Below are 25,128 nucleotides of genomic sequence, written 5' to 3'. Positions count from 1 at the left end.
TTCGCGGGACACTCCTGCGTCGCGCACCGCTCCGCTCGCTCGTCAGGCTCGCTCCCCGCTCATGGGTCACTCACCATCCTCACTCACTTCGCGGGACACTCCTGCGTCGCGCACCGCTCCGCTCGCTCGTCAGGCTCGCTCCCTATTTCCCTGCCGGACTCACCAGCGTGCCGATCTTCTCACCACGCACCGCCCGCAGGATGTTGCCCTCACCCATGAGGTCGAAGACCACGATGGGCAGGCCGTTGTCCATGCAGAGGCTGATGGCCGTGGCGTCCATCACACCGAGGCCACGGGTCAGGACCTCACCATATTCGAGGTGGTCGAACCGTACGGCGTCGGGGTTCTTCCGGGGGTCGTCGTCGTAGACGCCGTCCACCTGGGTGCCCTTGAGCAGCGCCTCGGCACCGATCTCCAGCGCGCGCTGCGCGGCGCAGGTGTCGGTGGAGAAGAACGGCGAACCGAGCCCGGCTCCGAAGATGACCACGCGCCCCTTCTCCAGGTGGCGGATGGCGCGACGGGGCAGGAAGGGCTCGGCGACCTGCTGCATGGTGATCGCCGTCTGGACACGGGTGTCGATGCCCCGCTTCTCCAGGAAGTCCTGGAGGGCCAGACAGTTGATCACCGTGCCGAGCATGCCCATGTAGTCGGCCCGGGCGCGGTCCATGCCGCGCTCGGACAGGGCCGCGCCGCGGAACATGTTGCCGCCGCCGACCACGACCGCGACCTGCACGCCCTTACGGACGGCCTCCGCGATCGAGTCGGCCAGGTGGCCGACGACCCCGGGGTCGATGCCCAGCGGCTCCCCGCCGGCGAACGCCTCGCCCGACAGCTTCAGCATGACCCGCTTCCAGCGGAGCGGACCCGAATACGAAGAAACCGCCGACGTAGCGGATTCTGAGTTCTCCTGCACGACGGCGGCCTCCTCGTTGTAGTGCTGTGGCTGAGAGAAGCTGGGTTAAGACTAAGCCTGTCCGACCTTGAAGCGGACGAAGGCCTCGACCTTGACACCGTTCTCGTCGGCGTACTTGCCGATGGACTTCTTGTTGTCCTTGACGAACGCCTGCTGCAGCAGGGTGAAGTCACGGAACCAGCCGTTGATGCGACCGTCGACGATCTTGCCGATGGCGGCCTCGGGCTTGCCCTCCTCGCGGGTCATCTCCTCGAAGAGCGCGCGCTCCTTCTCGATGACGTCGGCGGGGACGGCGTCCGCGTTGAGGTACTTCGGAGCCATCGCGGCGGCGTGCTGGGCGATGTCCTTGGCGACCTCGGCGTTCGGGGCGTCGAGCTGCACGAGCACGCCGACCGCCGGCGGGAGCTGCGGGTCGGTCTTGTGCATGTAGGCGCCGACGTAGCCGCCCTCCAGAACCGCGAAGCGGCGGATCTCGATCTTCTCACCCAGCGCGGCGTTGGCCTCGTCGAGGTGGGTCTTGACGGTCTTACCGTCGAACTCCGACTCCAGCAGGGCCGGGACGTCGGCCGGGCGGGACGCCAGGATGTGCTCGACGACCTGGGCGGCCAGCTCCTGGAAGCGCTCGCCCTTGGCCACGAAGTCGGTCTCGCAGTTGAGCTCCAGCAGCGCGGCGGCCGAGTCGCCGTCCTGCTTCAGGGCGACCAGGCCGTTGGAGGCGGTGCGGGCCTCGCGCTTGCCGACGTCCTTGGCGCCCTTGAGGCGCAGGATCTCGATGGCGCGGTCGAAGTCGCCCGCGGACTCCTCCAGAGCCTTCTTGCAGTCCATCATGCCGGCGGCGGTCAGCTCGCGAAGCCGCTTGACGTCGGCCATGTTCACGGAAGCCATTGTCTTTTCCTCGTCGGAATCGTCGTGGACCGGGTGGGCACACCCCCCGAAGGAGGCGCGCCCACCCGAAAAGAGCCTTGCGGGTTCGTACGGCGAACCGTACGAGATGAGAACTAGGCCTTCTCGCCCTCGGCGCCGTCCTCGGCGGCCGGAGCCTCGACGTCGGCGGCCGGAGCCTCAGCCTCGGCGGCCGGAGCCTCGACCTCGGCGGCCGGGGCCTCAGCCTCGGCGGCCGGGGCCTCGACCTCGGCGTCGGCCTCGGCGGCCGGGGCGGCCTCGGCCTTGGCCTCGCTCTCACCGCCGGCGAGCAGTTCCTTCTCCCACTCGGCGAGCGGCTCGGCGCCACCGGCGACGGCCGGCTTGTCGTCACCGCGGTTGGCGCCGGCGCGGGCCATGAGACCGGCGGCGACGGCGTCGGCCACGACACGGGTCAGCAGGCCGACGGCGCGGATGGCGTCGTCGTTGCCCGGGATCGGGTAGTCGACCTCGTCCGGGTCGCAGTTGGTGTCGAGGATCGCGACGACCGGGATGTTGAGCTTGCGGGCCTCGCTGATCCCGATGTGCTCCTTCTTGGTGTCGACGACCCACACCGCGCTCGGAACGCGGGCCATGTCGCGGATACCGCCGAGGGTGCGCTCGAGCTTCTCCTTCTCACGGCGACGCATGAGGAGCTCCTTCTTGGTGAGCCCCGAGGCGGCGACGTTGTCGAAGTCGAGCTCCTCGAGCTCCTTCAGACGCTGGAGCCTCTTGTGCACGGTGGAGAAGTTGGTGAGCATGCCGCCCAGCCAGCGCTGGTTGACGTACGGCATGCCGACGCGGGCCGCCTGCTCGGCGATGGCCTCCTGCGCCTGCTTCTTCGTGCCGATGAACATGATCGTGCCGCCGTGGGCGACGGTCTCCTTGACGAAGTCGTAGGCCCTGTCGATGTAGGACAGCGACTTCTGGAGGTCGATGATGTAGATGCCGTTGCGCTCGGTGAAGATGAAGCGCTTCATCTTCGGGTTCCAGCGACGAGTCTGGTGGCCGAAGTGAACGCCGCTCTCGAGCAGCTGTCGCATGGTGACGACGGGGGTGGACATGTGATTGTCCTCCAGGTCGGGGCACCCATCGCTGGGCGCTGTTCTCGGTTGACGCGGTGGCCCTCGGCCACCGCCCTGATGTCCCGAACCGGCTCCAGCCGGGCTCTCACCCGGACCGGGGGAGACGGTTCTCAGCGGGACATGCGAAGTCGGCCCGCGTGGTGCAGGCCATCGAAAAGTGTACCCTCAGCCGGACCTCCGCCCGACCTCGGCGCGTCAGCCATCCTGACCGCCCACGGGGAACCGCCTCCCGGCACGCGGGGGAACGGCCCCCGCCTGCGAGGGAGTCGCGCGAAGGGGATCGGGACGGGGCTCGGAGACGGCGAACGGCCCCTTCCCGCGAGGGGACGGCCGCCGCGCCAGCGGACGAGAAAGGCCTACCCGTCGAGGGGGCCGGGGTGCGTGCCCTCCTGCGGGAGTCCGTGCGGGCGCCGCTCGGCGCGGGGGAAGAGGTTCACCTGCGCCTCGGCCACCCGGGCGCCGGGCGGGGCCTCCGCCCGGTCACGCCTGTTGATCGAGTAGGGGTCGAGCAGCTCGTCGATCCGCCGGTGCAGTTCCCCGAGCTCCTCGGCGCTCACCAGCAGGGCGGTCCGGTAGAAGATCGACGCCTCCTGCCACTCGGCGGGCTCGCGGTCGAAGCTCGCCAGCGCGCGCGTCGCCTCGTCGGCGGCGTGGTCGCGCACGGCCTTGATGAGCAGGTCCTTGGCCGCACGCACCTCCGGCGGGTCGCCGGCCTCGGGACTGAGGACCATGCCGCCGGGGCTGTGCCGCCACACGCGCTCCCGGGCGTCGCCGCGTGCGGGCGCGTCCTCGGCGAAGCCGTACTTGGCGAGCATCCGCAGGTGGTAGCTGGCGGCGCTGGGCGTGACGCCGACGACCTCGGCCACCTCGGTCGCGGTGGCGGGCCCCTCGGCCTGCAGCCGGTTCAGGATCGCCAGCCGCGCGGGGTGGGCGAGCGCCCGCATCGCCACGGGGTCGGTGAGCTGCCTGCGCGCCTCCTGGGTCATGGGGAAACCGTACCCGTTCAGGTCTGAAGGGTTGCCTTCACATCTGTGAAGGATTACTTTCACAGATGTGAAGCATTCCCTTCAGATCGACGACGCCGTCTCCGGACCTCGCCCCGTCCCCCTTCGCCGGCAGCGCGACTACCGGCTGCTGCTCTCGGCGCGCGCCGTCTCCGAGACCGGCGCCGAGGTCTCCCGGCTGGCCGTACCGCTGACCGCCGCCACCCTCCTCGGCGCCTCCCCCGCGCAGATGGGCGTGCTCGCCGCCGCCGGCTCCCTCCCCTACCTGCTGGCCGGGCTCCAGGCGGGCGCGCTGGCCGACCGGATGCGGCGGCACCGGCCCGTCATGATCGGCTGTGAGGTGACGGCGGCGGCGGCGACCGCCACGGTCCCGGTGGCCTGGCTCGCCGGATGGCTGACCGTGCCGTGGCTGATCGCCGTGACGTTCACCGTCGGCCTCTGCTCGGTGCTCTTCCGGGCGTGCAGCTTCCCGCACGTCACCGCCGTGGTCGACGAGAGCCGGCGGCCCCAGGCGCTGGCCGGCTTCCAGTCGGCGACCTCACTGGCGATCATCGGCGGCCCGAGCCTGTCCGGCCTGCTCGTCCAGATCGCCACCGCGCCGTTCGCCCTGCTCGCCGACGCGCTGTCCTTCCTCGCCTCGGCGTTCCTGATCCGCGGCATCCGGGCCCCGGAGAAGCACGTGCCCGCGGTCCCTCGCGGCATGTGGGCCGAGATCCGCGAGGGCCTGCGCGCCGTGACGGCGGACCCCGCGCTCCGCGCGCTCTGCGGCTCCGGGATGGCGATCAACTTCTTCGGCGGCGCGTACATGGCGATCTTCGTCCTCTACGCCGTCACCGTCCTCGACCTGCCCGCCGGGATGGTCGGCGCGGTCAGCGCGTGCTTCGGTGTGGGCGGCCTGCTCGGCGCCCTGGCCGCGGCGCGCCTCATCGGACGGGTGGGCGAGAACCGCATCCTCCGCTACGCGATGCTGCTGTTCCCGCTCGACTACGTGGTGACGGCGCTCGCCTCCGGGCCGGTCTGGGCCAGGTTCGCCGTCATGGCGGCCAGCGGGCTCGTCAGCGGCGCGGCGATCGTCGCCTTCTCCACCTCCATGGGGGCCATCACCCTCCGGGAGGCGCCCGCCGAACTGCGGGGCCGGGTCAACGCCACGATGACCTTCGGAATCCACGGCGTCGTCGCCGCGGGCGGCCTGGCGGGCGGCGTGGCCGGCGAGCTGTTCGGCCTGCGCTCGGTGCTGTGGTGCGGCGCGGCGGGCATCGTGCTCCTCGCCATCCCGCTGGTCTGGCTCTCCCCGCTGCGCCGCTCCCCCGCGCCGCTTTCCCGATGATCCCCGATGGTCCCCGATGAGACGTGCCGTCCGGGACCGCTTCGGACCGCTTCCCCGGTGAGACGGGCCGCCCATGACGTCGCGCCGCCTCCCCGAGGACGCGTGCCGTCCGGAACCGCTTCCCCGGCGACACGTGCCGCCCGGGACATCGCGCCTCCCCGAGGACGCGTGCCGTCCGGGAGCGCACGCCGGTCGTCCACAGAACCGTGTTCGGCCCGGCCCCGCCCTCGCAGTGATCCCCATCCTGGGCGGATGAGCTCCTTCCGCGTCTTCGGGACACATCTCCTGCTGCCGGCGCTGCTGCTCACCTCGTCGGGAGCCGCAGGTCCTCCAGCCCCGGACCGGGGCGATCGGACGACCCGCCTGGAAGCCGTCGCCTCCCGGCCCGATTCCCGCCGGCCCTCCCCTCGCCTGGAAGCCGCGTCCTCACCCCGCCCGGAGACGCCGTCCTCGCCCCGCCCCGGGAACGTCGAACCCTCTCCCCGGTGGGGCCGGCCGCTCGCCGGGCGGCTCCGTGTGCTCCGGGAGTTCGCGCCCCCGGCGCGGCCCTGGCTGGCCGGGCACCGGGGAACCGACCTCGCCGCACCACCCGGCACGGAGGTCCGCGCCGCGGGCGCCGGCACGGTCGGCTACGCGGGGCCGCTCGCCGGACGGGGCGTGGTCACCGTTCTCCACGACGGCGGTCTGCGGACGACCTATCTCCCCGTCACCCCCTCGGTACGGCACGGCCAGACCGTGGAGCGGGGCCAGGTGATCGGCACCCTCCAGGACGTCCCCGGTCACTGCCCCGCCGGTTGCCTGCACTGGGGGCTGCTCCGTGACTGGCTGTACCTCGACCCGCTGCTCCTGCTGGGCCGGGGACGGGTACGGCTGCTGCCGGTCCGGCCCGCGCGCCGGGACCGGTGACCCCGCCGCACCCGGCCGCGCACCCCCACCCGACGATCACGACCTCAGGGACTCAGGGGCTTCGGAGATCCGAGACGTTCCCATTCGGCACGGGTCAGCGCGTACATCCGGGCGGGCTCGCCGTACCGGTCGATGACATCCCCGTGAGGGCTCATTCCGAGCTTGGCCATGATGCGTTCGGAGGCGGTGTTGTCGCGGTGGAAGCAGGCGACGATCGACCTCGCCCCCACCCGGCTGAACGCCTCGTCCCGGACCGACGCCGCCGCCTCGGTGGCGATTCCGTGTCCCCACTCCGCCGGGTCCACCCACCAGCCGATCTCGAAGACAGGCGTCTCGAATCCGGTGGCCCGGGACTCGCCCAGGGAGACGAGGCCAAGGAACCTTCCGTCGTCCGCGCTCGTGACGGCACGCATCCCGAACCCATGCGTCGCCCACTGTCCGAGGGCCGACTCGTGCCGTTCGCCGGCGTACCGCCCGTCCCACGGCCCGCTGCCGACGAACCTCATAACCCGCTCGTCGGCGGACAGCCGGACGAGATCGTCCAGGAAACGGTGCTCCCAGGGGACGAGCACCAGACGGGCGGTGATCAGATTCCGCATCGGCTCACGACCTTTCGTCACGGAGAACGACGGAACCCTCGCACACCCGGGCCCCCGGATGCCCCGGCGCCGGACGGTCCCTGGGTCGCCGGAGCAAGGGCGGACCCGGAAACGCACAGGCGGGTGACGGAGTACGGTGCCCGCTAATCGAGGGATTCGGCGACCCTGGTCATCGGGCCTCCCGCGTCACCGGTGAGGTGTTCGAGGCCGAATCCCGCCTGTCGTTCGTCACCGAGAGGCTGCGGTTCCATCTCGAGTCGCTGCGGCCCCGCCGTCCGGGCCGTGAGGCACATCGTCTGGCCGTGAGGCTGCGCGAGCTGCTGGACGCCCGAGTCGAGACGGGCCTGCCGCTCCGCGAGGCCGCCGTCATCCTGGGGAGCCACCCGACCCACCTGATCCGTTGCTTCAAGCAGACGTACGGCCTGCCACCGCACGCCTACCTCACGGGCCGGCGCATCGAGCGGGCGCGCCGGCTCCTGCTGAACGGCCAACGGCCGGCCGAAGTGGCCACGAGTGTGGGATTCCATGACCAGGCGCACCTGAACCGGCATTTCGTCCGGCACATCGGAACCACGCCCGCTCGCTATGTGACCGGCGAAGATCCTTCGGCCCCGCGCGGGGACGGCCGGCGGACGCGCTTGCCGTCGTGCTCCCCGTAGGGCGGGCGTCCGCCCGCGCGGGGACGGCCGTCGGCCTTCGTGAGGCGCCGCCGTCCGGGTTCCCGGGCGTCCGTCCGTACGGACGCGACAGGATTCTCGCCGTGGTGTCACGCCCTGCGGGCCTGAACATCCGCCCGCGGGAACATCGCACCATCCGCCGGCGTCGGATCCCGTCCGAGCAATCTCCGGGGTCACGTCGTCCCCGGCGTCCGATCACGGCCCGGTGTGATTGCGGACAGGTTCCGGCCGCGTCTCCTCCTATGGTCGAAACCATGGAGATCGCCATTACCGCACCGTCCGGCAACGTCGGCCGCTTCCTGACCCGGCATCTCGTCCGCGCCGGTGTCCGCCCGCGGCTGCTGAGCCGCCACCCCGAACAGGCCCGCGGGAATTGGGGCGACCTCGTCGACGCCCGCGAAGTCGACCTGCGGGACACCACGGCCGTCACCGAGGCGACCCGCGACATCGACGCGCTGTACCTCGTCGTGCCGCCCGGCGAGGCCGACGACCCCGTCGCGGCGTACGCCGAGGTCGGCGAGGCCGTCGCCGCCGCGATCACCGGGAACCGCATCCCGCGTACCGTCCTGCAGAGCAGTGTGGGCGCCGAGCTCCGCAAGGGCGCCGGGGAGATCGACGGGCTGGCCCGTGTCGAAGAGACGCTGGACCGGATCGTCACCGACGACACCGGCCTCGCCGTCACCCACCTGCGATGCGGCTACTTCTACAGCAACCTGCTGTTCGAGCTCGACGCCATCCGCTCGGGCACCGTGAATGTGCTCCTGCCCACCCACGAGCCGTTCGCCTGGGTCGCGCCGGCCGACATCGCCGTGGTGGCCGCGTCGCTGCTGTTGCGCACCGGCCGGCCGGGACGCCGGGTGCAGGCCGTGCACGGACCGGAGGACCTGTCCTGGGACGACGCGCTGGCCGTGGTCGGCGGTGTCCTGGGCCGCGCGGTCACCGCCCACCGCGTCGGCGACGACGACATGCGCGCCGCACTGGCGCAGGCCGGCATGTCCCGGACACAGGCCGAAGCCGTCATCGGCATGTCCGCCGGGCTGCGTGAGGGATTCGTTCCCGAACAGCCACGGACCCCCGTGACCACGACCGACACGACGCTCGGAGCGTGGGCCTGGGCCGAGCTCCGGCCCGCCCTCGACGCGACCGGATGAGGGAGCCATCACCGCGGAGCGTGTCCGGCGCATGGCGGGCATGCGGCCGGCCGGCGAAGTCGCTGCCATGGGCACGCCCGGGTATGCCGGACACCGGGCATCCGGCCGGCTGACGGAGTCGCTGCCACGGACGCACCCTGCGTATGACGGACACCGGGCATGCCGGGCGACGGAGTCGCTGCCACGGACGCTCCCGGCGTATGACGGGCGCCGGTCCTGTCCGGATCCCGGTCACCGCCTCACCGCCTCACCGCCTCACCGCCCGGAAGGGCTCCGCGGCCCCTCCGGGCGCAGGCGCCAGCCCCGGGCGACCCGCTCGATGTAGCCGGCCGCGGCCAGGCCGCCGAGGCAGGACAGCGCGGTGTCCATGCCGACGCCCGCCGTCACCGCTATCGCCGCGGGCCCGGCTCCACCCCGGGCCGGCACGGCTTCCAGCACCCGTCGGGTCTCGGGCTCCAGCTCGTCACGCGGCAGCACCGGGCCGCACGGCTCACGGGCCAGGTCGGTTCCCATCGCGCCGGTGAGCTCGACCGCCTCCTCGGGGGTGGTGACACAGACTGCCGCCCCCTGCCGGATCAGCCGGTGGCATCCAGCCGACGTCTCCGACGTCACCGGCCCGGGCACCGCCCCGAGGACGCGGTTCAGTGACAGCGCGTGCCTGGCGGTGCTGAGCGCCCCGCTGCGCACGGCCGCCTCCACGACCACCGTGCCCCTGGACAGCGCTGCGATGAGCCGGTTGCGGATCAGGAACCGCGGCCGGGTCGGATGGGAGCCCATGGGACACTCGCTCACCAGCACGCCGTGGGCGCGCACGGCGGCGAAGAGCTGGTGGTGCGCGCTGGGGTAGGCGACGTCGGCGCCGCAGGCGAGCACCGCGACGGTCGGCGCGTCTCCGGCGAGGGCCCCCCGATGGGCCGCGCCGTCGACGCCGTAGGCGCCTCCCGAGACGACGCTCCAGCCGCGCCCGCTCAGCCCGGCGCCGAACTCCGCCGCCACGTGCGCGCCGTACGGCGTGACGGCCCGCGAGCCCACGATCGCGACGGAACGCAGACAGGAGAATCGCAGGTCGGCGTCGCCGTGGAGCCAGAGGGCGTAGGGGCGGCTCCGCCCCAGGTCGTCGAGCTGGGTGGGCCATTCCGGGTCGCCGGGGATCACCAGCCGGGCCCCGCTCCGCTCCCCCTCCGCCAGGTCCCGCCGGGGGTCGGCCGGTTCCAGCCGGGCCGACCAGGAGGCTAACGCGCGCCCGAGCCGGCCCGCGATCCGTTCCTCCCGCGACCCGCCCGTCCCGCTCCCACCGGCACCCCCGGCGGAGCCTCCGGCGTCATCGTCGTCACCACCGTCACCGCCGACTCCGCCGTCACCACCGGTCAGCAGACGGACGAGCGCCGGGTCCGGGTGGCCGGCGCGCACCCGCGCCACCGCTTCCTGCGCGCCCAGCGAAGCCACCAGCCCGCCCATCAGCGTGTCGCCGGGCTCCGCCAGCCGCATCAGCGTGACCCGCGCGAGCCTGTCGTTCACCGCTCCTCCCCCAGCCACAGACCGAGCGCGGCGTTGGTCTCGGCGACCTCGGGACCGGCCTTCCCGGAGAGGTCGGCGAGCGTCCAGGCCAGCCGGAGCACCCGGTCCAGCCCCCGCGCGCTCAACGCGCCGCTGTCGAGGCAGGTGAGCAGCGGGGCCATCGCCGGCGGCGCGGGACGGTAGACGGTGTGCAGCGCCCGGGCGGGGATCTCTGCGTTGCAACGCCAGGGCGTGCCCGCCAGGCGCCTGGCCGCGCGCTCGCGGGCGAGCAGCACCCGCTCGGCCACCACCCGGCTCGGTTCGGTGAACCGCCGGTCGGCGAGCAGTTCCCGCCGGGTCGAGGGATAGAGGGTGACCTTGACGTCGATGCGGTCCAGCAGCGGGCCCGAGAGCCTGGCGAGATAGCGGCGGCGGGCCGCCGGGGAGCACCGGCACGGGTCGTCCGGCCGGGACGGGCGCGCGCACGGGCAGCGGTTGGCGGCCAGCACGAGCATGAACCGGGCCGGGAACGTGACCGTGCCCTGCGCCCTGGAGACCGTCACCCGGCCCGACTCGAGGGGCTGCCTGAGCGAGTCGAGAACGCTCGCGGGATATTCCGGGGCCTCGTCGAGGAACAACACGCCGCGATGGGCGATCGAGACGGCGCCCGGACGGACCGCCCCGCTTCCCCCGCCCACGATGGCCGCGACGGTCGCGGTGTGGTGGGGCGCGACGAAGGGCGGGCGGGTCAGCAACGGGCGGTCGGGAGGCAGGACGCCCGCCACGGAGTGGATGGCGGTCACCTCCAGCGCCTGGTCCCGCTCCAGGGGCGGCAGCAGGGTGGGCAGCCGCTCGGCGAGCATCGTCTTGCCGGTGCCCGGCGGGCCGAGCATCCAGAAGTTGTGTCCTCCGGCCGCGCAGATCTCCAACGCGCGGCGGGCGAAGGGCTGACCGGCGACGTCGGCCAGGTCGGGGGCGATGCCCCCCGGCCCGCCGGCCGTGTCGCCCATGTCGCCCGCGTCGCCCATGTCACCTGCGCCGCCCCTGTGGCCCCTGTCGCCCCCGGTGTCCTCCGCCTCGCCTGCGACGCCTCCCGGAGTCGGCGGCCCGTCGCCGCGCAGGAGTTTCACCAGGTCGGAAAGGGCGGCGACCGGGACCACCGTCACATCCGGCACGAGAGACGCCTCGGCGACGTTGCGTGCGGGGACGACGACGGTGCGGGCCCCCGCCGCGACGGCCGCCAGGACGGCGGGCAGCACACCCCGCACCGGCCGCACCGAGCCGTCGAGGCCGAGCTCGCCGAGGAAGAACGGCTCGGCCACCTTGGCGGCCGGCACGACCCCCGCCGCCGCGAGCAGGGCGATCGCGATCGCGAGGTCGAACAGGCTCCCCCGCTTGGGCAGGCTGGCGGGGAACAGGCTGACGGTGATCCGCGTGTCGGGCCAGGGGTGGCGGCTGTTGACCACGGCGGAGCGGACGCGGTCACGCGCCTCGCTCAGCGCGGTGTCCAGCATGCCGATCAGGTGCAGCCCCGACACGCCGGCTCCGACATCGGCCTCGACGTCGACGGGATGGCCGCTCACCCCGATCAGGGCGACGCAGCGGGTGCGCGCGACGGCCACTCACATCACCCCCCGGTGACGGACGGCGCGCGACGGCGTGGTGCGCATTCAGCACACCCCCCGCTCGTGCCGGATGGCGAAGTCTCCGGCGAACCGCTCCAGCGCCACGACATCGACGCGGATCGACTCGAACCGCCGGTGCCCGGCCCTCAGCCATCTGACCGCCAGCAGGCGCAGGCGGGCCAGCTTGGCCTCGGTCACCGCCTCGAAGGCGGTGCCGTGGCTCTGACCTGAACGGGTCTTCACCTCGACGACGACGAGCGCCCGCCCCTCCCGGGCGACCACGTCGATCTCTCCGTCCGGGCACCGCCAGTTGCGATCCAGGATCTGCATGCCCTGAGCCAGCAGATAGTCGACGGCGATCTGCTCGCCGTACCGGCCCAGCTCGTGTTTCGCGGCCATGGAACCACCTCCGGTTCCAGACCTTCGCCCAATCCGGCCTCGCCCCGGAGGACCGAACGCGGTTCTGTGGACAGACGACGGGCACCGGGCGCGCCTGTGGACAACCCCCGGGAGCCGGGGTCAGCCGGAGAAGCCCTCCTTGGGCATCTCGAGGTCCGCCTTGGCGAGTTCCTCGACGTTGACGTCCTTGAAGGTGACCACGCGGACGTTCTTGACGAATCTCGCCGGGCGGTACATGTCCCACACCCAGGCGTCCTGCATCTTCACGTCGAAGAACACGTCGCCGTTCTCGGCGGTGCGGACGTCCAGGTCGACGGAGTTTGTGAGATAGAAGCGCCGTTCGGTCTCGACGACGTAGGTGAACAACCCGACGACGTCACGGTACTCGCGGTAAAGCTGCAGCTCCATCTCGGTCTCGTATTTCTCGAGATCCTCTGCGCTCATACCGGTCCTCCTGTTAAAGGCCTTGCCCGGCCCGCCCGATCAGGCGACACCGGCCCCCACTTCATTCTCGCCCATCGACCGCCCCGGCCCCGCCCTCGCCACCGTGACGAAGGAGAACCGGTGCTCCGGGCACGGGCCGTGTCTCTCCAGCGCCCGGCGATGGCTCACGGTCCCATACCCCTTGTGCGCGGCGAAACCGTAATCCGGGTGACGTTCGTGCAGGGCGATCATCATCCTGTCACGGGTCACCTTCGCCACGATCGAGGCGGCCGCGACACAGGCCGCGACCTGGTCGCCCTTCCATACCGCGAGGGACGGCGCTGACATGCCGGGGACCGCGAAACCGTCGACGAGCACGTAGCCGGGGGCGCACGGCAGCCGTGCGACGGCACGGCGCATGCCCTCGATGTTGGAGCGGTGGAGGCCGCGCGTGTCGATCTCGGCCGGGGGGATCACCACCACGCCGAACGCCTTCGCGGTCGCCGTGATGCGCTCGTAGAGGGACTCCCGGCGGGCGGCCGTCAGGAGCTTGGAGTCGCCCAGGCCGTCGATCCGGCGGCCGAGCACCACGGCGGCGACCACCAGCGGCCCCGCACAGGCGCCCCGGCCCGCCTCGTCGACCCCGGCCACCGGCCCCAGCCCTCGACGCTCCAGGGCCCGCTCGTAGCCGTACAGCCCCGAGTCGCGCCGGACCACACAGGGTGCGGGACGGAGCGCGCCCGTCACGGCACCGCGGCAGACATAGCGACCATGGGCAGAGGTTACGCCCTGTGCGGCCCGTTCGGTACCGCTATCGCGTACCGGTGAAGGTCCGGGCGAAGGTGCCGGGGGTCGACAGCACGGTGGCCCTGGAGAACGGCCAGTAGATCGCGAAGGCGCGGCCGACGACCTGATCCTCGGAGATCGTGCCCTCACCCTGCTGCTTCTCGTGGGAGCGGGAGTCCGCCGAGGCGGAGCGGTGGTCGCCCATCACCCACAGCCGCCCCTCCGGCACGACCTTCTCGAACTTCTGCCCCGAGGGGAAGTCGTCCGGGTGCAGGTATGCCTTCTCGTCGAGCGGGACACCGTTGACGGTGATCCGCCCCTGGGCGTCGCAGCACCTGACCGTGTCCCCGCCGACCGCGATGACCCTCTTGATCGTGTACTCGTCCCGCCAGCCGGTGAAGACGACGACGTCGCCGCGCTCGGTCTCGCCGTGCAGCTTGTTGACGATCACCCGGTCGCCGTCCTTCAGGGTGTTCTCCATCGACTCCGACGGGATGGAGAAGGACTCGATCACGAACAGGTGCAGCAGCAGCGCCGCCACCACACCGGATGCGATCAGGAGGATCGACTCGCGCAGGCCGCCGCCCTTGCCGGAGGACTCCTTCGCGCCGTCCCCGGCCACACCCGTCCCGGCCTTCGCGCCGTCCCCGGCCGCGCCCTCCCCGGTCGCCTCCCCGGGTGCGTCTTCGCCGGACTTCGCCGTTTCGCTGTCAGGTTCCACAATCATGAGGGTAAGGCCACCGGCCCCCGGGGACGCGCGGCTTCCCCACCCGGAAAGGCCCGGAAAGGCCGTCCGCGCCGGGTGGAGGGCACCCGGACCCCGTACGGTCCCCGTGCCCCGAAGGGGCCGTCAGCTCCGGGAGCGCCTGCGCCTGCGCCAGAGCAGCAGCGGGGTGGCCAGCGCGAACCCGCCCAGGAGCGGGGTGGCCCCGACGGCCGCCGCGGCGACCGGCTGGAGGCCCGGCTGGCCGAAGGTGTCCGGAATCGAGATGACCTTCGCCCTGGAGAACGGCCAGACGATCACGAACGCACGGCCGATCACCTTGTCCACCGGGATCGTCCCGCCGCCGGGGTCACCCAGGTGGGAACGGGAGTCGAGGGAGACCGAGCGGTGGTCGCCCATCACCCACAGCCGTCCCGCGGGGACCTTGACCTTGAAGGGCTCCCGCGAGGGCACGTCACCGGGGTAGAGATAGGTCTTCTCGTCCAGCGGGACGCCGTTGACCGTCACCCGGCCCTTGACGTCGCAGCACTCGACCGTGTCGCCGCCGACGCCGATGACGCGCTTGATGTAGTCCTTCTCGTTCGGCACCATGCCGAACACGCCGCCGACCCAGTGGAGGGCCGCCGACAGGGGGTTGGACGGCTCGGGGATCTCCACCTCGCCGTCCCAGGAGTCGACGCCCGAGAACACCACCACGTCGCCCCGCTCGATGTCGCGGATCCGGTAGACCGGCTTGTTCACCAGGACGCGGTCGTTGACCAGGAGGGTGTTCTCCATCGACTCCGAGGGGATGTAGAACGCCTGGACCACGAAGGTCTTGATCACCAGTGCGAGGACCAGTGCGACGACGACCAGGATGGGCAATTCCTTCCAGAAGGAGCCCTTCTTCTTACCCTCGTCACCCTTGGCGGTCTTCTGCGTGTCTTCGGCGACCACGTGCACCTCGTCCTCGACAGGTCGACGCGAGGCTGCGCCGGACTCCCGGTCTTCGCTACTCATCGGTGATGAGCCTAAATGATGGATGGGGCCGGACGTTCGCCAGTCCGGTTACCTCATGCCATGCGTTTCCTCAAAGGCGGTCAAGCCTGTACGGACGCGAACGGCCCGCCTCCCCGGTGAGGGGACGCGGGCCGGAGACGCCGGAGACGCCGGAGACGCAGCGAGGCGTCAGCGGCTCTCGCGCTTCTCGCGGATGCGGGCGGCCTTGCCGCGCAGGTCACGCATGTAGTACAGCTTGGCGCGGCGGACGTCACCGCGGGTCACCAGGACGATCTTCTCGATGACGGGGCTGTGCACCGGGAAGGTGCGCTCGACGCCGACGCTGTAGCTGACCTTGCGGACGGTGAAGGTCTCGCGGGCGCCGCCGCCCTGGCGGCGCAGGACGAAGCCCTTGAAGACCTGGACACGGGAGCGGTTGCCCTCGATCACTCGGACGTGAACCTCGAGCGTGTCACCGGGGCGGAAGGCCGGGACGTCGGAACGGAGCGTGGACTTCTCAAGCTCGCTGATCAGCGTGTGCATGACAGTGGTACCTCATCTGAGCGAGCACGCGGAGGTTCACCCGGCCGCGGTGAGGCGGCGTCGCGGTGGACACGCGTACTGGAATGGATGCGTCTGTGCCCGCCTCCGCGCCTGTTTCCGCGGAGCCGGACCGTCTGCCCGACAGCGCGCCGACCTGCAGGCAGTCGGCGGCAACGCTTCAGTCTGCCATATCCCGGCGACCGACCGGAAATCAACCAACATGACCACACGGAACGATCACGCGGAACCGGCCGGACGACCTGGAACGGGCGAAACGGACACTGAGGAACCGGCCGCGGCCCCTCAGGGAAGCAGGCCGAGCTCCGTCAGGAGCCGCCGGTCGTGCTTGTCGAGGGTCTCGGGGTCGAGCGCCGCCAGCAGCTCGGCCCGGTTCCGGGCGGTACGGCGCAGCGCCTCGTCCCGCCGCCACCGGGCGATCTTCCCGTGATGCCCGGAGAGCAGGATCTCCGGGACCCGGTGCCCCCGCCACTCCGGCGGCTTGGTGTAGACGGGGCCTTCGAGGAGGTTCTCCATCTCCCCCGGCGCGAAGGAGTCGTCCACGGCCGAGCGCGCGTTGCCCAGCACGCCGGGCAGTAGCCGGCCGACGGCCTCGACCATCACCAGCACCGCCGCCTCGCCGCCGGCCAGCACGTAGTCGCCGATGCTCACCTCGTCCACGCGCAGGCGCGAGCCGTACTCGGCCATGACCCGGGAGTCGATGCCCTCGTAGCGGGCCGGGGTGAACAGCAGCCAGGGTTCGGCGGCGTAGTCCATCGCCAGGCGCTGGGTGAACGGCACCCCGCTGGGGGTCGGCACGATGATCCTGGGCCGCGCGTCCGGGTCGGCGGCGAGGACCGCGTCGACGGCCTCCCCCCACGGCTCGGGCTTCATGACCATGCCGGGGCCGCCGCCGTACGGCGTGTCGTCGACGGTGCGGTGCACGTCGTGGGCCCAGTCGCGGAGCTGGTGGAGGTGGACGTCGAGGATGCCGCGCTCGCGTGCCTTGCCGATGAGGGAGACGCCGAGCGGGGCGAAGTACTCGGGGAAGATCGAGATGATGTCGATGCGCATGTCCGGATGGCCGTCAGACGGCCGCGTCGGGGTCGAGCAGGCCCTCGGGGGCGTCCACGACCAGGATGCCCTCGTCCAGGTCGACCACCGGGACGAGCGCCTTGACGAACGGGACGTAGACGTCGCCGAAGTCACGCCGCACGACCAGGAGGTCCTGGCCGTGGTGCAGCACGTCGGTCACCTCGCCGACCCGCTCCCGGCCGGGGGTGACCACCGCGAGGCCGATGAGCTGGTGGTCGTGGAACTCGTCGGGGTCCTCGGACGGCGGGATCTCCTCCGAGTCGATGACGAGCATGGTGCCGCGAAGCTCCTCGGCCCGGTCGCGGTCGGCCACTCCCAGGAACCTCACCAGCAGGATCCCCGAGTGCCACCGCCGGGACTCCACGACGAGCGGGCCGGCGGACGCCGGGTCGGTGGAGAGGGCGGATCCCGGGGCGAAACGGCTCTCCGGGTCGTCGGTGCGCACCTCCACGGACACCTCGCCGCGGAGCCCGTGCGGCCGGCCGATCCGGCCTACGACAAGCTGCACGCCCGCCTCCCAAGTGGTTCCAAGTGGTTCGTGTGATGACAGGCGAACGGGCCACCCACGCTGGGCGGGTGGCCCGTTCGCTCGATATGCGTTCACCGCTGGGTCCCGCTCGGTGCGAGCGGGACCTAACGGGCCTCGTTGAGGTCGAGGAGGTCGACCCGGACGTACTTGCCATCGCCCAGCGCGTTCATGACCGTGCGCAGAGCCTTGGCCGTGCGGCCACCGCGACCGATGACCTTGCCGAGGTCGTCGGGGTGGACCCGGACCTCGAGCACACGGCCGCTGCGGATGCGACGGGCGTGAACCTGGACATCGCCGGGATGTTCGACGATGCCCTTCACCAGGTGCTCGAGGGCCTCCTCAAGCACCTCAGGCCTCGCCTTCCGGCTTCTCCGCCGCAGCCGCCGGCTCAGCCGGGGTCTCAGCGGCGGCCTCGTCGGCCTTGGCGGGCTCCTCGGCCTTGGCGGCCTTGGATGCCTTCTTCTTGGGCGTGGTGGCGGCGGCGGCGTCGAGCGACAGCGCCTCCTTGGCCGCGGCCTCGTAGGCGGCGTGGCGGTCGGCCTTGGGCTCAGCGACCTTCAGGGGGGCCGGAGCCGGCTCGCCCTTGAACTTCTGCCAGTCGCCGGTGAGCTTGAGGAGCTTCAGCACCGGCTCGGTCGGCTGCGCGCCGACACCCAGCCAGTAGGCCGCCCGCTCGGCATCGATCTCGATGCGCGAGGGGTGCTCCTTCGGGTGGTACAGGCCGATCTCCTCGATCGCACGGCCGTCACGCTTGGTGCGGCTGTCGGCGACGACGACGCGGTACTGCGGGTTGCGGATCATGCCGAGCCGCTTGAGCTTGATCTTGACTGCCACTGCTGTGGTCTCTCCTGCTTCGAAAGCGTGGGTGAGCGGCATCTCATCGAGTGGGGCACGAGGAGAAGACCGTTCAAGGGACAGGCCGTGCCGCGCGGGGGTGAGAGGGCACCCACAGGGTCACGGTGTTCCAACATGTCATTGTGCCAGACCCGCGGGGGTGCCCGGCCCCAAAGGGCCATCCCGTACGGCGAGCCCGGGGCAAGAGTCGGTAATCCGCGTGTGTCCGCCGTGCCGGACGGGCCCGCCGCTGCGCTAAATGGCCGCCGTGGCAACCACCCTGAGATCTCTGACGCTCACCGCCGCCGGGTCGATCGCCGTGCTGGGCGCCGTGCTCGCGATGCGGGCCGCCTCCCCCGCGGGCGAGGCGCCCCCGGCCGGAGGGGGCCGGTGGGACCACGCGGTCGTCCGGGCCGCGGCCCCCGGCGCCGCCCCGGTACGGCCGGCCGCGCCGGCGGACGACCTGCCGTCGCTGCTGCGGGTGCTGCTGACGCTGGCGATGACGCCGTACGACCGTCCTCCCGCCGGATCCTGAGCGCGGATGCCGCCGTACGGCCGTCCGCCCGCCGGACCCTCGGCGCGGAAAGACCTCACGGTGGTCCGCCGGCCTCCGGGCACGAGCGCCGAGCGCGGAGCGCCGGGGGCCGGGGGCCTGAACACGAGCGCTGAGGGCCGGAACCGGAAGGGGGCGGCGGGTCTCCCCCGCCGCCCCCTTCCTCACCGGTGGTCCGGCCCGCTACCGGGGGCCGAGGCCGAGGAGCTCCAGCGTCGCCATCGCGATGAAACCGAGAATGATGACCACCCAGATCCACCGGGCGCGCCCGTGGAAGCCGCCACCGTCCCGGCCGTCGCTCACTTCTGGCCCGGGAACTTGAACTTGGAGGGGTCGAAGCCCGGCGGCAGTTCCAGGCCCGGCGGAAGCTGACCGGGGAGCTGCCCGGCGCCCAGGTTGCCGAGGGCGCCGCCGGGGACCTTGCCGTCGGCCCCGCCGGATGCCTTCTTGCCGAGGGCCGCCTTGCGCGGGTCACCGCTGACCCGGCGCCCCTTGCCGGCCTTCTTCTGCGCGGCCTTGGCCTTGCGGCCGCCGGGCATGCCGGGGAGGCCCATTCCGCCGGCCATCCGCTTCATCATCTTCTGGGCGTCGAAGAAGCGGGTGACCAGGCCGCTGACCTCGGTCACCGTCACGCCGGAGCCCTTGGCGATGCGGGCCCGCCGGGAGCCGTCGATCATCTTCGGGTTCTCGCGCTCGGCCGGGGTCATCGAACGGATGATCGCGGCGATGCGGTCGAGGTCGCGCTCGTCGAACTGGTCGAGTTGGTCGCGCATCTGCCCCATGCCGGGCATCATGCCGAGGAGGTTCTTGATGGGGCCCATCCTGCGGACCATCATCATCTGCTCGAGGAAGTCCTCCAGCGTGAAGCCCTCACCCGAGGTGAGCTTGCCCGCCATCTTGACGGCCTCGGCCTCGTCGAAGGTCTTCTGGGCCTGCTCGATGAGGGTGAGGATGTCACCCATGTCGAGGATGCGGGAGGCCATCCGGTCCGGGTGGAAGGCGTCGAAGTCCTCCAGCTTCTCACCGGTGGAGGCGAACATGATCGGCTTGCCGGTGATGTGGCGGACCGACAGGGCGGCGCCGCCCCGGGCGTCGCCGTCGAGCTTGGTGAGCACGACGCCGTCGAAGCCGACGCCCTCCATGAACGCCTGGGCCGTGGTGACGGCGTCCTGGCCGATCATGGCGTCCACGACGAACAGGACCTCGTCGGGCGAGACCGCGTCGCGGATGTCGGCGGCCTGCTTCATCAGCTCCTGGTCGATGCCCAGGCGGCCGGCGGTGTCGATGATGACGACGTCGTGCTGCTGCCGCCTGGCGTGGTCGATCGACTGGCGGGCCACGGCGATCGGGTCGCCGACGCCGTTGCCCGGCTCGGGGGCGTAGACCGCCACGCCGGCGCGCTCGGCCATGACGGCGAGCTGCTGGACCGCGTTGGGGCGCTGGAGGTCGGCGGCGACCAGCAGCGGCACGTGGTTCTGGTCGCGCAGCCAGCGGGCCAGCTTGCCGGCCAGGGTGGTCTTTCCGGCGCCCTGAAGGCCCGCGAGCATGATGACGGTCGGCGGGTTCTTGGCGTAGCGGAGACGCCGCGTCTCGCCGCCGAGGACCTCGATCAGCTCGTCATTGACGATCTTGACGACCTGCTGGGCCGGGTTGAGGGCCTGCGAGACCTCGGCACCGCGGGCACGCTCCTTGACCTGGGCCACGAACGTCCTGACGACGGGCAGGGCGACGTCGGCCTCGAGCAGCGCGATGCGGATCTCGCGGCACGTGGCGTCGATGTCGGCCTCGGACAGCCGACCCTTGGAACGGAGGGAGGAGAAGACCGATGTGAGCCGGTCGGAAAGCGTCTCGAACACGTGTTTGGCCAGCCTCTGCGCTACGGGTCTGCGACTCGACCTCCCAGCCTATCCGCTGGGAGGCACGACTGACGCCCCGGAGCTCAGCGTCCCCAGCCGGGGACGGCCATCCGCGTGGTGAGCGCGTGCTCGACCAGCGTGATGAGCGTGCTCTTCACCGCGTCACGCGACCGGGCGTCGGTCCGCGAGATGGGGATGTGCGGGGCCAGTGTCAGCGCCTCGCGCACCTCCTCCTCACCGTGCGGGTAGCCGCCGTCCCAGCCGTTGACCGCCACGACGAAGGGCAGTCCCGCCTCCTCGAAGTAGTCGATCGCCGGGAAGCAGTCGGCCAGCCTCCGGGTGTCGACCAGCACGACCGCGCCGATGGCGCCCTTGACGAGGTCGTCCCACATGAACCAGAACCGGTGCTGACCCGGCGTACCGAACAGGTACAGGATCAGGTCACGGTCCAGCGAGACCCGCCCGAAGTCCATGGCCACCGTGGTGGTGGTCTTGTTGGGAGTGAGCCCGAGGTCGTCGATGCCGGCGCTGGCGTCGGTCATCACCGCCTCGGTGGTCAGCGGGAGGATCTCCGAGACCGACCCCACGAACGTGGTCTTGCCCACACCGAACCCGCCGGCGACGACGATCTTCGTCGAGGTCAGGCCACCGGGGTTAGAGCCTGCGAAGTCCACTGAGCACCCTTTCCAGCAGGTTGAGATCCGGCTTGCCCGCGTCGAGCTGCGGCTGGTGCAGCTGCACCAGACCCTCGGCCGCCATGTCGGCGACGAGGATCCGGGTGACGCCGAGGGAGATGCGGAGCATCGCGGAGATCTCAGCGACCGAACGCACCTGCCGGCACAGCGCGCTGATCGCCTGATACTCCGGGGTGCGGTTGGACAGATCATGATGTGCGGATGTGGCCGAGGAGACCAGGGCCTCCATGGCGAGCTGGATGCGGGGGGCGGTCCGCCCCCCGGTCATCGCGTACGGGCGCACCAGGGAGCTCTGCTCTCCCGGCGGGGGCTGCACGACGTGCGAGGGCATCCCCTGCGACCGGTGGGGATCGTCCGCCGGCCACCCATGCGACCGGTGAGGGTCGTCCATCGACCAGGAAGGCGGCCCGCTCAGCGGGCCCCCGTCACCCGGCCAGTCCCGGCTTGCCACGGCATCCTCCTGGGGTCGTCGTCATCACCGTGGGTGGGCTGCTTGGAGTTCGGCGCGCACGGCGGGTGTCAGCACCTGCCCGGCGCGCTCCACCAGCAGGGTCATCTGGTAGGCCACCAACCCCATGTCACAGTCCGCGGCGGCCAGCACGGCGAGACACGAGCCGTCGCTGATCGACATGATGAGGAGCAACCCACGCTGCATCTCCACCACCGTCTGGGTGACCGCACCGCCCTCGAAGACCCTGGAGGCGCCCTGGGTCAGGCTGATGAGGCCGGCCGCGACCGCCGCCAGCTGGTCCGCCCGGTCCCGGGGGAAGCCGTCGGAGTACGCCAGCGGCAGTCCGTCGGACGAGACGACGACCGTGTGCGCCACGCCCGGCACGTTGGTCACGAAGTCGGTGATCAGCCAATTGACCCCCCGGGCGGCCTGGCTCATTTCACGCACGTGTCATCCTCCTCGACGACCTTGATGAGCTCGCTCACCGGTCCTCCTCGTTAGCTTCAACGTCCCGGCCGAAATCCGGATACGGCCTGTCCTCGCCGGCTTCGCCCCTGGCCGCCGCGCGGCCCTGCCGTACGCCCTTCTGGAAGCTCGCGAGCCTGTTGCGCACCGCTTCGGGGGAGACGGCGGGCCTGGGCGCGGGAGCGGGGGCCGGGGCTCCCAGGTCGGGCGAGACCGTGCCGGGCACGAGGTTGGCCTTGGGCACCCGCTTGGGCAGCCCGGACCCGGTGAGCCCGCCGAGCGTCGGCTCGGCCGCCGCCCTGGCCGCCTGCCAGCCCGCGTCCGCGGGCGAGGACCAGGCGTCCGGCGGCGCGGCGGCTTCGGGCTCGCGGGCCGGCTCGCGGGCGGGCTCGCGGGCGGGCCCGGGGTTCTGCGCCACGGGCTCGGCCTTCTTGAACCAGTCGGACTCGACCGCGGCGAAGATCGGCAGGAACTCCTCCTTCGCCTCCTCCATGGGCGAGGGCTCCTGGACGGCCGGCAGCGGGCCGGTGTTCTCGGCGGCCTCCTCCGGGCCGCGGCGGCCGAACGGCCCGGCCGCTCCGGCCGGCGGCCACCCGCCGGAGTCTCCGGGCCGGGCGGGCGGGACGGGCCAGGCGCCCGAGTCGCCGCCGCGCACCGGGGCGTCGGACCAGATCGAGTCTCCACCGCGCGTGGAGGTGTCGGACCAGACGGAGTCGCCGCCGCGCGCCGGGGCGTCCGGCCACGCCGCCGCGCCGCCGCGCGCGGAGGCTTCGGGCCACACGGGCGCGTCGGCCCGGGAGGTCACCGACCACCCGGAGGCGGACCCGGGCGGCGGCACGTGACCGGGCCAGGGGGTGTCCAGCGGCGCCCGGCCCGGGTCTCCGCCCGGCGCGGAGCGCGGCGCCTCCGCCGAGCCGAACTGCCAGGAGGAGTCGAACGAGCCGAGCGGCTGCTGCCGCTGGGTGGCGTCGAAGGAGGAGAACGAGGACGGCGCCGCCGTGTCGAACGTGGTCGGGCTGGCCATCACCGCCGGCCGCTCCAGGGACGCCGAGGACGCGGCCCAGTCCACCGGGGTCGCCGGCTTGGCCGGGACGCCCGACAGGGAGACCAGCGAGTCGGGCAGCAGGATCATCGCGGTCAGGCCACCGCTGTCCTGCTGGCGCAGCTGCACCCTGACGCCGTGCCGCAGGGCCAGCCGGCCGACCACGAACAGACCCATCCGGCGGGAGACGGAGACGTCCACCACGGGCGGGTTGGCCAGCCGGTGGTTGGCCTCCGCGAGTTCGTCCGGGGTCATGCCGATGCCGATGTCGGTGACGGAGACCATCAGGCCGCCACCGTCGATGCGGTTGCTGGAGACGACGACCTTGGTCTCCCGGGGGGAGAAGGAGATCGCGTTCTCCACGAGCTCGGCGACCAGGTGGACGACGTCGTTGACGGCCGTGCCGGCGACGGACACGCCGCCGGAGATCCGCAGGTCGACCCGCTCGTAGTTCTCGACCTCCGACAGGGAGGCGCGGACCACGTCGATCAGCGGGACCGGCTGGCTCCACCGGCGCGCGGGCTCCTGCCCGGCGAGGACCAGGAGGTTCTCGCTGTTGCGGCGCATGCGGGTGGCCAGGTGGTCGAGCCGGAACAGGCTGCCCAGCCGGCCCTCGTCCTGCTCGCCCTGCTCCAGGCTCTCGATGAGGGCGAGCTGACGCTCGACGAGGGTCTGGCTGCGCCGGGAGAGGTTGACGAACATCGCGTTGACGTTGCTCCGCAGCGTCGCCTCCTGGCCCGCCAGCCGTACGGCCTCGCGGTGGACCTCGTCGAACGCGCGGGCGACCTCACCGACCTCGTCGTCGGAGTCGACCCCGATCGGCGAGACGTCCGCGGACGCGGCGCCCTCCCCGCTCTCCCGCAGCCGCTGCACGGTGTCGGGCAGCCGCTGGCCGGCGACCGAGAGGGCCTCGGTGCGCAGCATGCGCAGCGGTTTGACCAGAGAACGCGCCATGACCGAAGTGATGATCAGCACGAGGATGAGGAGCAGCCCGGTCAGCCCACCGGTGATGAGCGCACTGCGCTGCTCGGTCTCCTGCAGGACGCGGCTCCGCGCGATCAGGGAGTCGGCCACCTCCTTCTCGACCTTGCGCATGCGTCCTATGGCGTCGGATGACGCGTTGAACCAGGTCGTCTGGTCCCCGGCGCGTGCGCCGGAGGCGTCGACACGGACCAGCGGCTCCTTGTCGAGGCCGAGGACGAGGGCACGTGCGCGCATGGCCGCGGCACGGTCCTTCTCCTGGCTGCTGACCGTGTCGTCGTACAGCTGGCGCTGGGCCAGCGACGCCTTGGCGCGGAAGGTGGCGAGCTCGCTGTCGCGCTGCGCCCGGGCCGCCAGCAGGGCGGTCAGGGTCCCGGGGGTGAACTCCTTGGTGGCCAGGGCGATGGCGAGGTTGGCCCGCTCCAGCGAGACCTGCTCCTTCGCCCTGGTGAGGGCGCCGAACGCGAGTGCGCCACTCGCGAGCTCCGGGTCGGTGACGCCTTGGACGATCTCGTCGTGCAGGGCCAGCAGGTCGGTGATCGTCCGAGAGTACATGGCGATCGTGGCCTCGGCCTGGAGCTGGGTGTCGGTCGCCGTCTTGCGCATGTTCGCGAGTTCGTCGATACGCCCGCGCATCTGGGTGAGCTCGGTCCTGCCCCGCTCGCCGAATCCTCCGGCGTCATCGCTGTCGAGGATCAGCCTGATGCGGTCCAGCACGCCCTTGGCGGCCTCGTCGACGATCCGGTACTGCTTCTCCAGCAGTGCCCGCCTGGCCGCTCCGCCGCGTCCCTGCGCGACGAATCTGGCGGACATGTCCCGTTCAGTCTGCAGGGAGTCGGCGAGTTCGCTCAGCTCGGCGGCGAGCTCGGTGCCGACGCGGACACGTTCGTAGTCGGCGGCGGTGTTGATCGAGCCGACCACCCGGAACCCGCCGAGGACGATCGCGGCCACGGTGGGGATGATGATGATCGCGATCAGCCGCGACCGCACGCGCCAGTTCTTCAGGGCGAACCTGCCGCCCCTCCGTCTGCCGGGCTTCTCACCCGCGGAGTCCGAAGCCGAGCCGCCCGGTGGCGCCTCCTGTGCGCCGAAC

At 72.0% G+C, this 25,128-nt stretch carries 27 protein-coding genes; 5 read left to right on the top strand and 22 right to left on the bottom strand.

Annotated features, from left to right (window positions below; translation table 11 throughout):
• Positions 1 to 142 precede the first annotated feature (142 nt).
• The 4 genes from pyrH to AB0D67_RS06910 all read right to left on the bottom strand — a co-directional run bounded on the left by pyrH (position 143) and on the right by AB0D67_RS06910 (position 3,884).
• Positions 143 to 841 (bottom strand): UMP kinase, encoded by a 699-nt coding sequence (gene pyrH / locus AB0D67_RS06925; protein ID WP_218911649.1) that lies wholly within the window; start codon positions 839 to 841, stop codon positions 143 to 145.
• Between the two features lie 123 nt (positions 842 to 964).
• Positions 965 to 1,798, bottom strand: a complete 834-nt coding sequence (gene tsf, locus AB0D67_RS06920) for a translation elongation factor Ts (protein WP_362930757.1) — start codon at positions 1,796 to 1,798, stop codon at positions 965 to 967.
• 113 nt (positions 1,799 to 1,911) lie between these two features.
• On the bottom strand, positions 1,912 to 2,877 hold the full coding sequence (gene rpsB / locus AB0D67_RS06915) for a 30S ribosomal protein S2 (RefSeq protein WP_362930755.1): 966 nt from the start codon (positions 2,875 to 2,877) through the stop codon (positions 1,912 to 1,914).
• A 377-nt stretch (positions 2,878 to 3,254) separates the two neighbouring features.
• Positions 3,255 to 3,884, bottom strand: a complete 630-nt coding sequence (locus AB0D67_RS06910) for a winged helix-turn-helix domain-containing protein (RefSeq protein WP_362930753.1) — start codon at positions 3,882 to 3,884, stop codon at positions 3,255 to 3,257.
• A 67-nt stretch (positions 3,885 to 3,951) separates the two neighbouring features.
• Between AB0D67_RS06910 and AB0D67_RS06905 the strand changes: the two genes are divergently transcribed.
• Together AB0D67_RS06905 and AB0D67_RS06900 are read left to right on the top strand one after the other, a co-directional pair.
• A complete protein-coding gene (locus AB0D67_RS06905; RefSeq protein ID WP_362930751.1) occupies positions 3,952 to 5,229 on the top strand; it encodes an MFS transporter in 1,278 nt (425 codons plus the stop codon).
• Between the two features lie 252 nt (positions 5,230 to 5,481).
• On the top strand, positions 5,482 to 6,135 hold the full coding sequence (locus AB0D67_RS06900) for a peptidoglycan DD-metalloendopeptidase family protein (protein WP_362930749.1): 654 nt from the start codon (positions 5,482 to 5,484) through the stop codon (positions 6,133 to 6,135).
• Between the two features lie 44 nt (positions 6,136 to 6,179).
• Here AB0D67_RS06900 and AB0D67_RS06895 read toward each other — a convergent pair whose 3' ends face one another.
• The gene (locus AB0D67_RS06895) at positions 6,180 to 6,734 is read right to left on the bottom strand and encodes a GNAT family protein (RefSeq protein ID WP_362930747.1); all 555 of its coding nucleotides are present in this window, start codon (positions 6,732 to 6,734) and stop codon (positions 6,180 to 6,182) included.
• A 302-nt stretch (positions 6,735 to 7,036) separates the two neighbouring features.
• Here AB0D67_RS06895 and AB0D67_RS06890 point away from each other — a divergent pair, with 302 nt between their 5' ends.
• Together AB0D67_RS06890 and AB0D67_RS06885 are read left to right on the top strand one after the other, a co-directional pair.
• Positions 7,037 to 7,393 carry an AraC family transcriptional regulator gene (locus tag AB0D67_RS06890; protein WP_362930745.1) on the top strand — a complete coding sequence of 119 codons (357 nt, stop codon included), beginning with the start codon at positions 7,037 to 7,039 and terminating at the stop codon, positions 7,391 to 7,393.
• 272 nt (positions 7,394 to 7,665) lie between these two features.
• The gene (locus tag AB0D67_RS06885) at positions 7,666 to 8,562 is read left to right on the top strand and encodes an NAD(P)H-binding protein (RefSeq protein ID WP_362930743.1); all 897 of its coding nucleotides are present in this window, start codon (positions 7,666 to 7,668) and stop codon (positions 8,560 to 8,562) included.
• Between the two features lie 255 nt (positions 8,563 to 8,817).
• Here the strand turns inward: AB0D67_RS06885 and dprA are convergent, their stop codons facing one another.
• The 12 genes from dprA to rpsP form a co-directional block, all read right to left on the bottom strand.
• A complete protein-coding gene (gene dprA / locus AB0D67_RS06880; RefSeq protein WP_362930741.1) occupies positions 8,818 to 10,080 on the bottom strand; it encodes a DNA-processing protein DprA in 1,263 nt (420 codons plus the stop codon).
• Positions 10,077 to 11,681 (bottom strand): ATP-binding protein, encoded by a 1,605-nt coding sequence (locus tag AB0D67_RS06875; protein WP_362930739.1) that lies wholly within the window; start codon positions 11,679 to 11,681, stop codon positions 10,077 to 10,079. Before AB0D67_RS06875 ends, dprA begins: the two co-directional genes overlap by 4 nt.
• 48 nt (positions 11,682 to 11,729) lie before the next feature.
• Complete coding sequence (locus tag AB0D67_RS06870; protein WP_362930737.1) at positions 11,730 to 12,083, bottom strand: YraN family protein; 354 nt, start codon at positions 12,081 to 12,083, stop codon at positions 11,730 to 11,732.
• A 120-nt stretch (positions 12,084 to 12,203) separates the two neighbouring features.
• Positions 12,204 to 12,527 (bottom strand): DUF2469 domain-containing protein, encoded by a 324-nt coding sequence (locus tag AB0D67_RS06865; protein ID WP_026215037.1) that lies wholly within the window; start codon positions 12,525 to 12,527, stop codon positions 12,204 to 12,206.
• Positions 12,528 to 12,566: 39 nt separating this feature from the next.
• Complete coding sequence (locus AB0D67_RS06860) at positions 12,567 to 13,223, bottom strand: ribonuclease HII (RefSeq protein WP_362930734.1); 657 nt, start codon at positions 13,221 to 13,223, stop codon at positions 12,567 to 12,569.
• A 94-nt stretch (positions 13,224 to 13,317) separates the two neighbouring features.
• Complete coding sequence (gene lepB, locus AB0D67_RS06855) at positions 13,318 to 14,013, bottom strand: signal peptidase I (RefSeq protein ID WP_362930732.1); 696 nt, start codon at positions 14,011 to 14,013, stop codon at positions 13,318 to 13,320.
• 129 nt (positions 14,014 to 14,142) lie between these two features.
• Complete coding sequence (lepB, locus tag AB0D67_RS06850; protein WP_362930730.1) at positions 14,143 to 15,015, bottom strand: signal peptidase I; 873 nt, start codon at positions 15,013 to 15,015, stop codon at positions 14,143 to 14,145.
• A 168-nt stretch (positions 15,016 to 15,183) separates the two neighbouring features.
• A complete protein-coding gene (rplS, locus tag AB0D67_RS06845) occupies positions 15,184 to 15,537 on the bottom strand; it encodes a 50S ribosomal protein L19 (RefSeq protein ID WP_362930728.1) in 354 nt (117 codons plus the stop codon).
• Positions 15,538 to 15,840: 303 nt separating this feature from the next.
• Entirely contained in the window at positions 15,841 to 16,608 is a 768-nt protein-coding gene (gene trmD / locus AB0D67_RS06840) for a tRNA (guanosine(37)-N1)-methyltransferase TrmD (RefSeq protein WP_362930726.1), read from the bottom strand.
• A 13-nt stretch (positions 16,609 to 16,621) separates the two neighbouring features.
• On the bottom strand, positions 16,622 to 17,137 hold the full coding sequence (gene rimM, locus AB0D67_RS06835) for a ribosome maturation factor RimM (RefSeq protein ID WP_362930724.1): 516 nt from the start codon (positions 17,135 to 17,137) through the stop codon (positions 16,622 to 16,624).
• A 125-nt stretch (positions 17,138 to 17,262) separates the two neighbouring features.
• The gene (locus AB0D67_RS06830; protein ID WP_362930722.1) at positions 17,263 to 17,505 is read right to left on the bottom strand and encodes an RNA-binding protein; all 243 of its coding nucleotides are present in this window, start codon (positions 17,503 to 17,505) and stop codon (positions 17,263 to 17,265) included.
• Between the two features lies 1 nt (position 17,506).
• Positions 17,507 to 17,992, bottom strand: a complete 486-nt coding sequence (rpsP, locus tag AB0D67_RS06825) for a 30S ribosomal protein S16 (protein ID WP_362930720.1) — start codon at positions 17,990 to 17,992, stop codon at positions 17,507 to 17,509.
• A 268-nt stretch (positions 17,993 to 18,260) separates the two neighbouring features.
• Here rpsP and AB0D67_RS06820 point away from each other — a divergent pair, with 268 nt between their 5' ends.
• A complete protein-coding gene (locus AB0D67_RS06820; RefSeq protein ID WP_362930718.1) occupies positions 18,261 to 18,527 on the top strand; it encodes a hypothetical protein in 267 nt (88 codons plus the stop codon).
• Positions 18,528 to 18,844: 317 nt separating this feature from the next.
• Here AB0D67_RS06820 and ffh read toward each other — a convergent pair whose 3' ends face one another.
• From ffh to AB0D67_RS06795, 5 genes are all read right to left on the bottom strand, one after another.
• The gene (gene ffh / locus AB0D67_RS06815; RefSeq protein WP_362930716.1) at positions 18,845 to 20,401 is read right to left on the bottom strand and encodes a signal recognition particle protein; all 1,557 of its coding nucleotides are present in this window, start codon (positions 20,399 to 20,401) and stop codon (positions 18,845 to 18,847) included.
• 83 nt (positions 20,402 to 20,484) lie between these two features.
• Complete coding sequence (locus AB0D67_RS06810) at positions 20,485 to 21,045, bottom strand: ATP/GTP-binding protein (protein WP_362930795.1); 561 nt, start codon at positions 21,043 to 21,045, stop codon at positions 20,485 to 20,487.
• A 10-nt stretch (positions 21,046 to 21,055) separates the two neighbouring features.
• On the bottom strand, positions 21,056 to 21,427 hold the full coding sequence (locus AB0D67_RS06805; protein ID WP_362930793.1) for a DUF742 domain-containing protein: 372 nt from the start codon (positions 21,425 to 21,427) through the stop codon (positions 21,056 to 21,058).
• A gap of 144 nt (positions 21,428 to 21,571) precedes the next feature.
• Complete coding sequence (locus AB0D67_RS06800) at positions 21,572 to 21,994, bottom strand: roadblock/LC7 domain-containing protein (RefSeq protein ID WP_362930714.1); 423 nt, start codon at positions 21,992 to 21,994, stop codon at positions 21,572 to 21,574.
• 34 nt (positions 21,995 to 22,028) lie between these two features.
• A complete protein-coding gene (locus AB0D67_RS06795; RefSeq protein WP_362930712.1) occupies positions 22,029 to 25,025 on the bottom strand; it encodes a nitrate- and nitrite sensing domain-containing protein in 2,997 nt (998 codons plus the stop codon).
• Positions 25,026 to 25,128 lie beyond the last annotated feature (103 nt).

It is taken from the genome of Streptosporangium sp. NPDC048047 (assembly GCF_040653115.1).
Classification (GTDB): domain Bacteria; phylum Actinomycetota; class Actinomycetes; order Streptosporangiales; family Streptosporangiaceae; genus Streptosporangium.
Note: the sequence above shows the minus strand (reverse complement) of the source record. Positions and strands in the feature narration are given on the sequence as shown.

What these genes read in the sequence shown, in the direction of transcription:
- pyrH (WP_218911649.1), bottom strand. Translation starts at nt 841, where the DNA reads ATGCTGAAGCTGTCGGGCGAGGCGTTCGCCGGCGGGGAGCCGCTGGGC.
- tsf (WP_362930757.1), bottom strand. Translation starts at nt 1,798, where the DNA reads ATGGCTTCCGTGAACATGGCCGACGTCAAGCGGCTTCGCGAGCTGACC.
- rpsB (WP_362930755.1), bottom strand. Translation starts at nt 2,877, where the DNA reads ATGTCCACCCCCGTCGTCACCATGCGACAGCTGCTCGAGAGCGGCGTT.
- AB0D67_RS06910 (WP_362930753.1), bottom strand. Translation starts at nt 3,884, where the DNA reads ATGACCCAGGAGGCGCGCAGGCAGCTCACCGACCCCGTGGCGATGCGG.
- AB0D67_RS06900 (WP_362930749.1), top strand. Translation starts at nt 5,482, where the DNA reads ATGAGCTCCTTCCGCGTCTTCGGGACACATCTCCTGCTGCCGGCGCTG.
- AB0D67_RS06895 (WP_362930747.1), bottom strand. Translation starts at nt 6,734, where the DNA reads ATGCGGAATCTGATCACCGCCCGTCTGGTGCTCGTCCCCTGGGAGCAC.
- AB0D67_RS06885 (WP_362930743.1), top strand. Translation starts at nt 7,666, where the DNA reads ATGGAGATCGCCATTACCGCACCGTCCGGCAACGTCGGCCGCTTCCTG.
- AB0D67_RS06870 (WP_362930737.1), bottom strand. Translation starts at nt 12,083, where the DNA reads ATGGCCGCGAAACACGAGCTGGGCCGGTACGGCGAGCAGATCGCCGTC.
- AB0D67_RS06865 (WP_026215037.1), bottom strand. Translation starts at nt 12,527, where the DNA reads ATGAGCGCAGAGGATCTCGAGAAATACGAGACCGAGATGGAGCTGCAG.
- lepB (WP_362930730.1), bottom strand. Translation starts at nt 15,015, where the DNA reads ATGAGTAGCGAAGACCGGGAGTCCGGCGCAGCCTCGCGTCGACCTGTC.
- rplS (WP_362930728.1), bottom strand. Translation starts at nt 15,537, where the DNA reads ATGCACACGCTGATCAGCGAGCTTGAGAAGTCCACGCTCCGTTCCGAC.
- trmD (WP_362930726.1), bottom strand. Translation starts at nt 16,608, where the DNA reads ATGCGCATCGACATCATCTCGATCTTCCCCGAGTACTTCGCCCCGCTC.
- AB0D67_RS06805 (WP_362930793.1), bottom strand. Translation starts at nt 21,427, where the DNA reads ATGCCCTCGCACGTCGTGCAGCCCCCGCCGGGAGAGCAGAGCTCCCTG.